Raw genomic sequence first — 11842 nt, 5'->3', positions numbered from 1 at the left:
GTCAGGCCGCCTGGCGGTTTCCGCCCATCAGCATGGACAGGATCTGGCCCAGGGTGCGCGGCAGGTCGGCGCGGGCCACGACCCGATCGACCATGCCCTTTTCCTGCAGATATTCGGCGCGCTGGAAGCCCGGCGGCAGTTTCTCGCGGATGGTGGCCTCGATCACGCGCGGGCCGGCGAAGCCGATCAGGGCGCCGGGTTCGGCCAGATGCACGTCGCCCAGCATGGCGTAGGAGGCCGTCACCCCGCCGGTCGTCGGGTCGGTCAGGACCACAGCATAGGGCAGTTTCGCCTGTTTCAGCTCCTCGATGGCCAGGGTGGTGCGCGCCATCTGCATCAGCGACAGGGCGCCTTCCTGCATCCGCGCGCCGCCGGCGGCGGTGAAACAGACCAGCGGAACCTTGCGGGCCACGGCCTCGCGCGCGGCCTTGATGAAGGCCTCGCCCGCCGCCATGCCCAGCGACCCGCCCATGAAGGTGAAGTCCTGGACGATCACCACCGCCGTCTGGCCGCCCACCGGGCCGACGCCGATGGCCATGGTGTCCTTGCGCCCCGCCGCCTTGCGCGCCGCGTTCAGCCGGTCCTTGTAGGACTTGCCGTCCGAGAATTTCAGCGGGTCTTCAGGCACGTCGGGGCTGTCGATGGTTTCATAGACGCCGCCATCGAAGGTGGCCTTCAGCCGCGTCGGCGCGTCGATCCGCATATGGCGGCCCGACGGCGTGACCCACAGGGCGGCCTCCAGATCCGACCGATACAGCATCTCGCCGCTGTCGGGGTCCTTGACCCACAGATTGTCCGGGGTGTCGCGGCGCGAGACGATCTTGCGCACGCCGGGCGCAAAACGGCTGAGCCAGCCGACGCGCTTTTCCTGAGGCTTGGTCTTGTCGTTCATCCGCGCGCTCTTAGACGGTTTCCGCCACGGAAGCACTAGCGACGGATCGCACCGCGTCGCTCAGCCGCTTCACCTGGGCCAGAACGCGCGGCGCGGCCGGTTCGTTCGCAGCGACGGCGGCGGCGACCTCCTCGACCAGGGCCGATCCGACCACCACGGCGTCCGCGACCCTGGCGATGGCGGCGGCGCGTTCCGGCGTCTTGATGCCGAAGCCGACCGCGACCGGCAGGCCCGAGGCCGCCCGCACCCGCGCGACGGCGGGCGCCACCACATCGGCGTCGGCTTCCTTGACCCCGGTCACGCCCGCAACGGCGACATAATAGACGAAGCCCGAGGTGCCCTGGACCACCACCTTCAACCGCTCGTCATCGGACGTCGGCGTGGCCAGGCGGATCAGCGAGATCGACACCTTGTCCAGAGCCTCGATCAGGGGCGCGGCCTCTTCCGGCGGGCAGTCCACCACAATCAGGCCGTCCACGCCCGACGCCGCCGCATAGTCGGCGAAGGCGTCATACCCCAGGCTCTCGATCGGATTCAGATAGCCCATCAGCACGATGGGCGTGGCGTCGTCGCCTTTGCGGAACTCCTTGGCCAGATCCATCGTCGAACGCAGGCCGAAACCGGCCGCCAGACCCCGGATCGCCGCCTTCTGGATCGGCGGCCCCTCGGCCATCGGATCGCTGAACGGAAAGCCCAGTTCGATGATGTCGGCGCCGGCGGAAGGCAGGCCTTTCAGGATCGCCAGCGCCTCCTCACGCGACGGATCGCCCCCCATCACATAGGGAATGAAGGCCGCACGGCCCTGGGCCTTCAGCGCCGTGAAGCGCGCATCGATACGGGCGGTGGTCATTGGGTTGCCTGACAAGATTCTCGCGACGTCTTTAGAGATGCTGCGAACCATTGGAAGTCTGTGACTGGATAGCACCGAGAGCCATGCGCGACATCAAATGCTGATGGGATCAGGTGCCGATCACACACCATCAGATCGCGGACAAACGCACGTTCAATAGTTCGGATATGTCCATCCTTGCCACAAGCAACAAGATCAGGCGAACGAGCGACAATTCGAGTCACCGCTTCCACCGAATTGTCGGTTGCTGGTGACGCACAAGAAACCAGCAGTCCCATCAAACCTACGATGGCAATGCGGTTCATCGCGGCTGCGCCGGAGCCTGCTCCACAGATGGCGGGGCGGCCGATCGCGCGGCGCACACGTCGCCGGGAATGGTGGCGAAGCCCAGATAGGCGGGCAGTTCGGCGACGGCGGTCTTGGTCGTGTCGTAGAAGGCGACCATCTGCATCCCGTCGCAGCCGCCGGCCTCGCGGCGTTTGATAAGGACGACGCGGTTCTCATCGCCGCCCGCCGTCAGCCAACCCTTGGACGCCAGGTCGGCGATATAGGCGTCGGCCAGGGCGCCGATCTGGCCTAGTTGGGCCGTGACGCACCAGGCGCGGCCCGCCAGATTGTTCAACGCCCCGCAATCGGATGAAAGCTCTGCGCCGGGCAGCAGGCCGACATCGGCCGGTCCGCCCTGCGGCGGCGTCGGGGGCGCGGCCGACGTCTGGGCCTGGACGGCGGCGGCGGACAGGACGAGCGTGGCGCCCGCAACCATCAGAGTACGGATCACAGTTCCACTCCCAGATGTTTGGCGACCTGGAAGATGTCCTTGTCGCCACGGCCCGACATCAGCAGGACGACGTCGCCGCCCTTGCCGACTTCCTTTGCGATCTCGCCGGTCCGCGCCAGGGCGTGGGCCGGTTCCAGCGCCGGAATGATGCCTTCCAGTTTCGAACACAGCTGAAACGCCTCCAGCGCCTCGTTGTCGGTCGCCGAGCGGTATTCGGCCCGGCCGATGTCGTGCAGCCAAGCGTGTTCCGGCCCGATGCCCGGATAGTCCAGACCGGCCGAGATCGAATGCCCCTCGACGATATTGCCGTCGTCGTCCTGCAGCAGATAGGTCCGGTTGCCGTGCAACACGCCGGGTCGCCCGCCTTTCAGCGACGCGGCGTGATCGGGCGTATCCAGCCCATGACCCGCCGCTTCGACGCCGATCAGGCGCACCGCCCCGTCCTCGATGAAGGGGTGGAAGGCGCCGATGGCGTTCGAGCCGCCGCCGATGCAGGCGACCACCGCTTCGGGCAACTTGCCCATCTGGGCGCGCGACTGGGTCTTGATCTCCTTGCCGATCACCGACTGGAAATCGCGCACCATGGCCGGATAGGGGTGCGGACCCGCCGCCGTGCCGATGATGTAATAAGTGTCGGCGACATTGGTGACCCAGTCGCGCATCGCCTCGTTCATCGCGTCCTTCAGGGTCGCGGCGCCCGCCGTGACCGGAAAGACCTCGGTTCCCAACAGGCGCATGCGGAAGACGTTCGGCTGCTGCCGCTCCACGTCCACCGCCCCCATATAGACGGTGCAGGGCAGGCCGAACCGCGCGGCGACGGTGGCGGAGGCCACGCCGTGCTGGCCCGCGCCGGTCTCGGCGATGATGCGGGTCTTGCCCATGCGCCGGGCCAGCAGAATCTGGCCCATGCAGTTGTTGATCTTGTGCGCGCCCGTGTGGTTCAAGTCCTCGCGCTTCAGCCAGATGTTCGCCCCGCCGAAATGCTCGGTCAGACGTTCGGCGAAATACAGCGGGCTTTCCCGGCCGACATAGTGGGTCAGGAAGCCGTCCAACTCGGCCTGGAAACTGGGGTCTGCCTTGGCCGCCTTATAGGCCGCGTCCAGTTCGTGGATCAGCGGCATCAGGGTCTCGGCCACGAACCGGCCGCCATAGGGGCCGAAACGCCCCTGCGCATCAGGCCAGGCATAGGTGTTCGTAAGCGTCGTTTCGGTCACGAGGTCAGCTTTCACGCAAGGCGGCGTCGGAATTACGACCGGCGCACGGCCTCGATGAAGGCCGCGATCCGGCCCGCGTCCTTAACACCCGGCGCGCTTTCGACGCCAGAGGAGACGTCCACCATCGGCGCGCCCGTGATCCGCAGCGCCTCGGCCACATTGTCCGGGTTCAGACCACCCGCCAGGAACCAGGGATGACGAAACGCCTGGTCCGCCAACAGGGTCCAGTCGAAAGCCACCCCATGTCCGCCGCTGTAGGCCGCCCCCTTGGGCGGCTTGGCGTCCAGCAGCAGATGGTCGGCCGCTGCCTCTATCGCTTCTGATCCGATCAGGTCCTTTGCGTCGGATACCCCCACCGCCTTGATCACCGGAATATCGTAGTCGATCCGCGCATTGCTAATTTCTAACGCAGTCTCTCGACCGTGCAGTTGGATAATGTCTGGTCGGAGATCGTGAACCAAAACGTCCATTTCAGGACCGACCCCATCCGCAAACAGCAGCACAGTTTTGGCCCGGCCACGCGCCCGATCAACCAGCCGCTTCGCCAATGCCGGTCCGGCGTAACGCGGACTGGCCTTCACCATGACGAAGCCGACAAAGTCCGCCCCGCCGTCCAACGCCGCATCCAGCGTGTCCGGCGTGGTCAGGCCGCAAATCTTGATCTTGGTGGTCATAGGGAAACGACCTCAACGCCTTCCAGACGCGCGGCCGCAGCCAGATCCTTGTCGAGCGTCGCCATATCGCAGCCATGCCGCAAGACCACGGCGAGGTGCAGGGCGTCTGGCGTCCTCAGGCGAACCCCTTGGCGCAACAGCAGCCGACAGCGCGAAAAATCCTGATCGTCCATGCGGCATTCCCCGCGACCTCTGCGCCATCCATCGAACAGGTCTTCGATTTGGGCGCGCTTGTCGGCCTTCAAGGCGCCGGACCTGACCCGCAACCCCAGAGCCGAACTGAACTCTGTTTCGGCCCAACGGCTGACCACGACATCCGTTCGACGGATAAGCAACGCCGCCGCCCATTCGGAATGGTCGTCCTGCACGAAGGCGGAAACCAGGACGCTCGTATCCAGATAGAGGGCCAAGATCAGTCGTCGTCGCGCATCTGACGAACCAGATCGACAGCGTTCAGTCCATCTGTGGGCTTTACGCGCACGCGTCTGAACCAATCCAGATCGACAGTTTGAGGCGCTGGAACGCTATCTTGCGCCGGCTCCAGCCGCGCCACGGGCACCCCGCGCCGGGTGATGGTCACGGCTTCGCCCGCCAGCATGCGATCCAGCAGCTTGGGCAGGTTGTTCTTGGCCTCGGCGACGGAATAGCTGGACATGGCCATCAAGATAGCCATCTGGCCGCCTAATGTCCAATCAGCCGAAGATCGACGCGATCTCTTCGGGGTTCAGCAGCCGCCATTCGCCGGGCGCCAGATCGGGCGGCAAAACCAGCCCGCCCATCCGCTCGCGATGCAGGGTCTCGACGTGGTTGCCGACGGCGGCGAACATCCGCCGCACCTGATGATAGCGGCCTTCGGTTACGGTCAGCAGGGCCTCGGTCGGCGTCACGACCTCCAGCCGGGCCGGCGCCAGGGGCTTGTCCTCGCCCTCCAGCACCAGGTCTCCGGCGGCGAACAGATCGCCTTCGGTCCCGGTCAGCGGCCGCGCCAGGCCGGCGCGATAGACCTTGGCCACATGGCGTTTGGGGCTGATGACCCGGTGCAGCAGGTCGCCGTCGTCGGTCAGCAGCAACAGGCCCGTCGTCTGCTTGTCCAGCCGCCCGATGGTCGAGATGGCCGGATCGCGCCGACGCCAGCGGTCGGGCAGGATGTCATAGACCAGCGCCCCCTCTTCCTTGTGCGAACAGGTCATGCCCAGCGGCTTGTTCAGCATCAGGACCAGCCCCGGCACAGGGTCCAGCGGCTCTCCGTCGATCTCCATCCGGCCGGGCAGGTCGGGCGTCACCGGAATGCGTTTCGACACATCCGTCAGGTCCGCGCCGTCCAGCACGATGCCGCCCGCCCGCGCCATCCGCGCCATCTCGGCCCGCGAGCCATAGCCCATCGACCCCAGCAGACGGTCGACGCGGGATGTTGGGGTTTTCGCCATAGCTTTCGTCATCCTCCGGCGCGAAGCGACCGGGGGACCCAGCGGCGCGCGCGAGCGCGAACCTGTCGCGCGCCCGGTTCTTGAACATCGTGCGGCGGATGGATTTCGCCTTCGGCGCCGCTGGGTCCCCCGGTCTGCGCCGCAAGCGGCTTGCCGGAGGATGACGAGGCCGAAAGGAAACTCACTTCACCGCCTCGAACAGCTTGTATCCGCCCGCTTCCGCGACCAGCCGCACGCGCTTGAACGCCGCGTCCAGCTCCGCCTCATAGGGCAGGTGCCGGTTGGCGACGATCCAGGCGACGCCGCCCTTCTTCAGCAGTTCGGCGGCCTTCCTGATAAAGGCCTGGCCCAGCCGACGATCCTCGGCGCCGCCATCGTGGAAGGGCGGGTTGGAGACCACGAAATCCTTGTCGCCCCTGGCCTCCAGCGTGCGGGCGTCCGACCACCAGACCTTGGCCCGGTCGTCGGTGATGTTCTCGCGCGCGGCCCGGATGGCGCGGCGGTCCAGATCGACCAGCTTCAGCTTCGTCACCGCCGGCGAACGCAGCACCACGGTCGCCAGCGCGCCATAGCCGCAGCCCAGATCGACCCCCTCGCCCTTCATCGGCGGCAGATGTTCGGCCAGCAGCGCCGAACCCGGATCGATCCGGTCCCAGGCGAAGATTCCGGGCTGGGACCAGGCGTCCAGACCCGCCACCCTCTGCGGCCCGCCCGCGGCGATGGCCGCCTCGATCCCCTCGACCGTCTCGGGCCGGATGACGGTGCAGCGGCGGTGGTGGGCCTTGGCCGTTTCGGCGACCTCCACCCCGAACGCCTTCAACTCCTTGCCCAGGCGCGAACCGCCCTTGTCTTTGGGCGCCATCACGTCCAGCCGCCCGCCGACTTTGAGCGCCTTCAGCGCCAGGGCCAGGACATAGCGCCGCTCAAGCACGCCGGGCGGGGCGTAGATCATGATGCTGTCGGCCGAACCGACAGGCTGGACCTCCAGCGCGGCGGAATCAGGAATCAGCGGCGAGGTCTGGGTCGCATCGCCGGGCGGATCGAAGACGACCGGCGGGCGGCCATAGAGAAGCGTGGTCATGCCCGCCCCTTAACGCCGCAAGGCGGCGCGGGCCAGTCTTCAGAACCCCATCTGCAGCAGGACCAGACCGACCACCCCGACCGCGATCCGCCACCAGGCGAAGACGCCGAACCCGCGCCTGGACACGAAGTCCAGCAGGAACCGCACCACCGCCAGCGCTGAGAGGAAGGCCACGACAAAGCCGATGGCGATCAGGCCGATGTCGCTGAAATCCAGGGTCTTGTGGTTCTTCAGCAGGTCATAGGCGACCGCCGCCCCCATGGTCGGAAGCGCCAGGAAGAAGCTGAACTCGGCCGCCGAACGCTTGTCCGTCTTCAGCAGCAGGCCGCCCGCTATGGTGGCGCCGGATCGCGACACCCCGGGGATCATGGCCAGGCACTGGAACAGGCCGATCAGGAAATAGACCCGCATCGGATAGGTCTCGGCGTTCAGCCACTGGGGCCGCTTGTCCATCCGGTCCAGCGCCAGCAGGATCACCCCCCCGACGATCAGGGCGATGCAGATGACGACCGGCGTCTCGAACAGCACGGTCTTGATGAAGTCATAGGCCAGGAAGCCGATCACCACGGCGGGCGCAAACGCGACCAGCAGCCCGATCAGGAAACGCCGCGCCTCCGGATCGAACGGCCAGCGCGTCGCCAGCGCCCACAGCCGTTTGAAATAGACGCTGATGATGGCCAGCAGGGCGCCCAGCTGGATCACGATCTCGAAGGTCTTGCCCGCGCTTTCGAAGCCCATGAAATGGCCCAGCAGCAGCATATGGCCGGTGGAGGACACGGGTATGAACTCGGTCAGCCCCTCGACCAGACCCAGGATGATCGCTGCAAGCCAGTCAGCCATAAGGCCCTCGAAAACGGATGCGCCCGGAACGCCGCGCGCCCGAATGATTTCCCCTTAGAGCATGATCGGTTTGGACGGAACGACCCGTTTGGGCCAGCGGTTGGCTTTCCGCCACGATTGCGCGAAAAGAAGCCGACAATGACGACGCCCGCCCCCGCCCCCCTCGAAGACGCCCATCTCGCCACGCGGCGCATCACCCGGCTGTCGGTCGGGGTCGCGGTGGTGCTGATCGCGCTGAAGGCCTTCGCCCTGGGCGCCTCCGGCTCGGTCTCCATCCTGGCCAGCCTGGCGGATTCGGCGCTGGATCTGGCGGCGTCCCTGACCACCTTCTTCGCCGTGCGCTGGGCCGCCGCCCCGCCGGACGAGGATCACCGCTACGGCCACGGCAAGGGCGAGGCCCTGGCCGCCCTGGTCCAGGCCGGGCTGGTGTTCGCCTCGGCCGTCTTCATCGGCTGGGAGGGGCTTCAGCGCATCTTCGACCCGCGCCCGGTCACCGCCGGCGCCTGGGCCGTCGGGGTCATGATCGCGGCCATTGTCATCACCGGCTGGCTGGTGTGGATGCAGACCCAGGCCCTGAAGAAGACCGGCTCCCTGGCCGTCGCCGGGGACCGCGCCCACTACGCCGCCGACCTGGCGGCCAACGCCGTGGTGCTGATCGGGGTGGCGTCCGGCGCCTTCCTTGGCGCGCCGGGTCTGGATGCGGCGGCCGGGATCGTCGTCGCGGTCTGGCTGTTCTGGGGCGCGACCGGCATGTTGCGGGCCGCCGCCGACCACCTGCTGGACCGCGCCGCGCCCCAGACCGACCGCGCCGCCGTCACCCAGGCCGTGTTGGCCGACCCCCGCGTCACCGGGGTTCATCAGCTTCGCACCCGCATGGTCGGCCCGGTGATGATGATCCAGATGCACGTCGATCTGGACGGCGACCTGACGCTGGACGCCGCCCACGCCATCGTGGTCGAGGCCGAGCGCCGGGTTCTGGCGCGGTTCCCCGATGCCGACATCCTGATCCACGCTGATCCGCGCGGCCACCCTCTGCCCCCCGCGTCCGCTCCCGTCGATCCGACCCGCCCGCCGTCGCCGGAGCCCTCCGAAGCGTCCCCGGCCGCGCCGGTCGCCAAGGGCCCGTGGTCCTGAAGCGGTAAACGGCGATTTAACGGGTCTGGGCGCATCAAGCCGTGATGGCCGATCCTTGCGTTCTCTTCCACTTCGCCTTCCAGCCCGCCTCGCGCGCCGCGCGTCTGGCGCTGGGCGAGGCGCGGATCGACTGGACCGACACGCCCGTCCGGCCGTGGGAAGAGGACTGCCCGGTCAACGACTTCAACCCCTCGGGCCTGCCGCCCGTGGTGCAGACGACCGACCGGGGCCGCCCCCTGACCCTGTGCGAACTGCCCGCCGTCCTGGGCTGGATCGAGGATCAGCAGAAGGGGCCGCTGCTGCTGCCCGCCGACGCCGCCGAACGGGCCGAGGCGCGGCGCCTGACCGGCTGGTTCGAGCGTCGCTTCACCGATGACGTCGACGCCGTCCTGCTGCACGAGCGGATGGAGAAGCCCCTGCTCAAGCTGGGCCCGCCCGAGGCCCGCGCCCTGCGCGACGGCCGCGACGCCCTGAAGTCCCACCTGGCCATGCTGGAGGACCTGGTGGCCGCGCGCGACTGGCTGGCCGGCCGCCGCCTGTCGCAGGCCGATCTGATCGCCGCCGCCCACCTGTCGGTGCTGGACTATTTCGGCGAGATCCAGTGGAAGTCCTGGCCCGCGCTGAAGACCTGGTATTCCAAGCTGAAATCCCGCCCCTGCTTCCGCCCCCTGCTGGCTGACCGCTTCGTCGGCGTGCCGCCCTCGGGGTGGTATGCGGATCTGGATTTCTGAGACGCTAGAGCGCCTCCGCGCCCAGCCGCGCGATCCACAGTTTGGCGCGCCCCGCCAGTTCGTCCTTGCGTCTCAGGTCCGAGATATCCTCTGGCAGACGGTCCAGCTGCTCGAACCTGAAATCCTCGGGCCCGTGCGCCGTCCACGCCGCCTGAAGCGACCGATACGGGCTGCCGCCATGGCGCAACGCGAACCAAAGACCGTTCTGTTCGGTGTCGATGTGGCGGCTCTTGCCGACCCAGACCTGGCCCGTCGCGCTGCAGATCACGGCATAGATGCCGGCGATGGTCGGTCGCTCCTTGTATTCGGCGATCAGGGCCTTGCGGCTTGTGGTCATGGCGGTTTTCCTTAATATCCGGGTATTATCATAGGCGTTAAATTTATCCGGGTAAATATATGGGCGACGAAATTCGCGAACTGGTCCTGTTCGATGGCTCGGATCGGATCGCCAAGGGGTCGGAGACGGTCGTATCAGGCGCCTTCCAGGCCGCCCTGTCGGCCTCGCCCCAGGCGATGCTGCGTGTCTTCGACCTGGCGACCGGCCGTCCGGTCGATCTCGATCTGCGGCCTGCGCCCCCGCCGCGACGCGGCCGCCCGCGCCTGGGCGTCGCCGCCCGCGAAGTGACCCTGCTGCCCCGGCATTGGGACTGGCTGGCGACCCAGCCGGGCGGCGCCTCGGCCGCCCTGCGCCGTCTGGTGGACCAGGCGCGAAAGACCGGCTCAGCCGACGATGACCGTCGCCGCCGCACGGAGGCCGCCTATGGCTTCATGGTCGAAATGGCCGGCGACGCCCCCGACTTCGAAGAGGCCAGCCGCGCCCTGTTCGCCGCCGACCGTGCGCGCCTGATCGCCCTGATCGCGCCCTGGCCCACGGATGTCCGGGCGCAGATTCTCGAACTGTTCGACGGCGCGTAGCGTGGTGGAGGGACTCTTGAAGTCCCCCGGACGCCTGCGATGCGGGGACGGCCCCTCCGTCACGGCGCGAAGACGCGCCGCGCCACCTCCCCGCTCCGCAGGGCGGAGACTTAATGCTATCCCCCGCCCCGTGTCCGACCGCCTGAAAACCTTCATCCGCCAGCGCGCGGCCGAGCTGGGCTTCGATGTCTGCCGCTTCGCCTCGGCGGCCGACGCCTGGCCGGCGGGCGAGCGGCTGCGCCATTTCGTGGACGAGGGCCGGCATGGCGACATGGAATGGATGCAGACGACGCTGGATCGCCGCCAGCACCCCACAGCCATGTGGGACGAGGCGAAAACCGCCATCGTCCTGGGCATGAACTATGGTCCCGAGGAGAACCCGCTGGATCAGCTGGCCGACCGTTCTGCGGGATACATCTCGGTCTATGCGCGCGGGGACGATTATCACGAGGTCATCAAGGGGCGGCTGAAACAGCTGGCGGGTCAGATCGCGGCCCGCAACGGCGCCGACATCAAGGTCTTCGTCGACACCGCCCCCCTGATGGAAAAGCCCCTGGCCCAGCGCGCGGGCCTGGGCTGGCAGGGCAAACACACCAATCTGCTCAGCCGCACCCACGGCAACTGGCTGTTTCTGGGAACCATCCTGACCGCCGCCGAGATCGCGCCGGACGACGCCGAAACCGAACACTGCGGCCGCTGCACCGCCTGTATCGACGCCTGTCCGACCCAGGCCTTCCCCGCCCCGTTCCAGCTCGACGCCCGGCGCTGCCTGTCCTATCTGACCATTGAGTTCGCCGACCCCTGGCCGGTCGAGTTTCGCGTCGCGACGGGCCCGCGAATCTATGGCTGCGACGACTGTCTGGCGGTCTGTCCATGGAACAAGTTCGCCCAGGAAGCCCGCGAGATCCGGCTTTTGCCACGCGAGGCCTTCGAAAGCCCCCGGCTTCACGACCTCCTGGCGCTGGACGACGCCGCCTTCCGCGCCCTGTTCACCAAGAGCCCGGTCAAGCGGATCGGCCGCGACCGCTTCCTGCGCAACGTCCTCTACGCCGTCGGCAATTCGGGCGACGCCAGCCTGATCGCCCCAACCCAGGGGCTGCTGGCCGACCCGTCGCCCCTGGTGCGCGGCGCCGCCGTCTGGGCCTTGTCGCGGCTGATGACGGCGCAGGCGTTCGCGGCTCTGTCCGCCGCGACGACCGAGACCGACGCCAAGGTCCTGACGGAGTGGCGACGGCCCCAGCCCGCATAACCGCCGTAACGAACCCTGGCGATTTCAATGCCTTGACGACGACCAGCGACCGTTACC

15 protein-coding genes are annotated in these 11842 nt (G+C 67.8%); 4 read left to right on the top strand and 11 right to left on the bottom strand.

Going from position 1 to position 11842, the window contains the following annotated elements:
• Position 1: 1 nt before the first annotated feature.
• The 10 genes from accD to P0Y50_06620 all read right to left on the bottom strand — a co-directional run bounded on the left by accD (position 2) and on the right by P0Y50_06620 (position 7756).
• Complete coding sequence (gene accD, locus P0Y50_06665) at positions 2–892, bottom strand: acetyl-CoA carboxylase, carboxyltransferase subunit beta (protein ID WEK41286.1); 891 nt, start codon at positions 890–892, stop codon at positions 2–4.
• A 10-nt stretch (positions 893–902) separates the two neighbouring features.
• The gene (gene trpA, locus P0Y50_06660; protein ID WEK41285.1) at positions 903–1742 is read right to left on the bottom strand and encodes a tryptophan synthase subunit alpha; all 840 of its coding nucleotides are present in this window, start codon (positions 1740–1742) and stop codon (positions 903–905) included.
• Positions 1743–2043: 301 nt separating this feature from the next.
• Positions 2044–2520, bottom strand: coding sequence for a hypothetical protein (locus P0Y50_06655; GenBank protein WEK41284.1), 477 nt, complete (start codon positions 2518–2520; stop codon positions 2044–2046).
• Positions 2517–3734 (bottom strand): tryptophan synthase subunit beta, encoded by a 1218-nt coding sequence (gene trpB / locus P0Y50_06650; protein ID WEK41283.1) that lies wholly within the window; start codon positions 3732–3734, stop codon positions 2517–2519. The genes P0Y50_06655 and trpB overlap by 4 nt, the downstream gene beginning before the upstream one ends.
• 32 nt (positions 3735–3766) lie before the next feature.
• Entirely contained in the window at positions 3767–4408 is a 642-nt protein-coding gene (locus P0Y50_06645) for a phosphoribosylanthranilate isomerase (protein WEK41282.1), read from the bottom strand.
• Positions 4405–4818 (bottom strand): type II toxin-antitoxin system VapC family toxin, encoded by a 414-nt coding sequence (locus P0Y50_06640; protein ID WEK41281.1) that lies wholly within the window; start codon positions 4816–4818, stop codon positions 4405–4407. The genes P0Y50_06645 and P0Y50_06640 overlap by 4 nt, the downstream gene beginning before the upstream one ends.
• 2 nt (positions 4819–4820) lie before the next feature.
• The gene (locus P0Y50_06635) at positions 4821–5081 is read right to left on the bottom strand and encodes a type II toxin-antitoxin system prevent-host-death family antitoxin (GenBank protein WEK41280.1); all 261 of its coding nucleotides are present in this window, start codon (positions 5079–5081) and stop codon (positions 4821–4823) included.
• A 19-nt stretch (positions 5082–5100) separates the two neighbouring features.
• On the bottom strand, positions 5101–5835 hold the full coding sequence (locus tag P0Y50_06630) for a pseudouridine synthase (GenBank protein WEK41279.1): 735 nt from the start codon (positions 5833–5835) through the stop codon (positions 5101–5103).
• A 181-nt stretch (positions 5836–6016) separates the two neighbouring features.
• A complete protein-coding gene (locus tag P0Y50_06625; GenBank protein ID WEK41278.1) occupies positions 6017–6916 on the bottom strand; it encodes a class I SAM-dependent methyltransferase in 900 nt (299 codons plus the stop codon).
• Between the two features lie 39 nt (positions 6917–6955).
• Complete coding sequence (locus tag P0Y50_06620) at positions 6956–7756, bottom strand: undecaprenyl-diphosphate phosphatase (GenBank protein ID WEK41277.1); 801 nt, start codon at positions 7754–7756, stop codon at positions 6956–6958.
• 138 nt (positions 7757–7894) lie between these two features.
• Here P0Y50_06620 and P0Y50_06615 point away from each other — a divergent pair, with 138 nt between their 5' ends.
• Entirely contained in the window at positions 7895–8890 is a 996-nt protein-coding gene (locus P0Y50_06615; protein ID WEK41276.1) for a cation diffusion facilitator family transporter, read from the top strand.
• Positions 8891–8934: 44 nt separating this feature from the next.
• Positions 8935–9621 carry a glutathione S-transferase family protein gene (locus tag P0Y50_06610; protein ID WEK41275.1) on the top strand — a complete coding sequence of 229 codons (687 nt, stop codon included), beginning with the start codon at positions 8935–8937 and terminating at the stop codon, positions 9619–9621.
• Between the two features lie 4 nt (positions 9622–9625).
• Here P0Y50_06610 and P0Y50_06605 read toward each other — a convergent pair whose 3' ends face one another.
• A complete protein-coding gene (locus P0Y50_06605) occupies positions 9626–9958 on the bottom strand; it encodes a GIY-YIG nuclease family protein (protein WEK41274.1) in 333 nt (110 codons plus the stop codon).
• A gap of 59 nt (positions 9959–10017) precedes the next feature.
• Here P0Y50_06605 and P0Y50_06600 point away from each other — a divergent pair, with 59 nt between their 5' ends.
• Together P0Y50_06600 and queG are read left to right on the top strand one after the other, a co-directional pair.
• The gene (locus P0Y50_06600; protein WEK41273.1) at positions 10018–10536 is read left to right on the top strand and encodes a DUF2239 family protein; all 519 of its coding nucleotides are present in this window, start codon (positions 10018–10020) and stop codon (positions 10534–10536) included.
• A 130-nt stretch (positions 10537–10666) separates the two neighbouring features.
• Complete coding sequence (queG, locus tag P0Y50_06595) at positions 10667–11785, top strand: tRNA epoxyqueuosine(34) reductase QueG (GenBank protein ID WEK41272.1); 1119 nt, start codon at positions 10667–10669, stop codon at positions 11783–11785.
• Positions 11786–11842: the final 57 nt, after the last annotated feature.

This window comes from Candidatus Brevundimonas colombiensis, assembly GCA_029202665.1.
GTDB classification, from domain to species: Bacteria; Pseudomonadota; Alphaproteobacteria; order Caulobacterales; family Caulobacteraceae; genus Brevundimonas; species Brevundimonas colombiensis.
The sequence above is the reverse complement of the archived record's forward strand: the minus strand, read 5'-3'. Positions and strand labels throughout refer to the sequence as shown.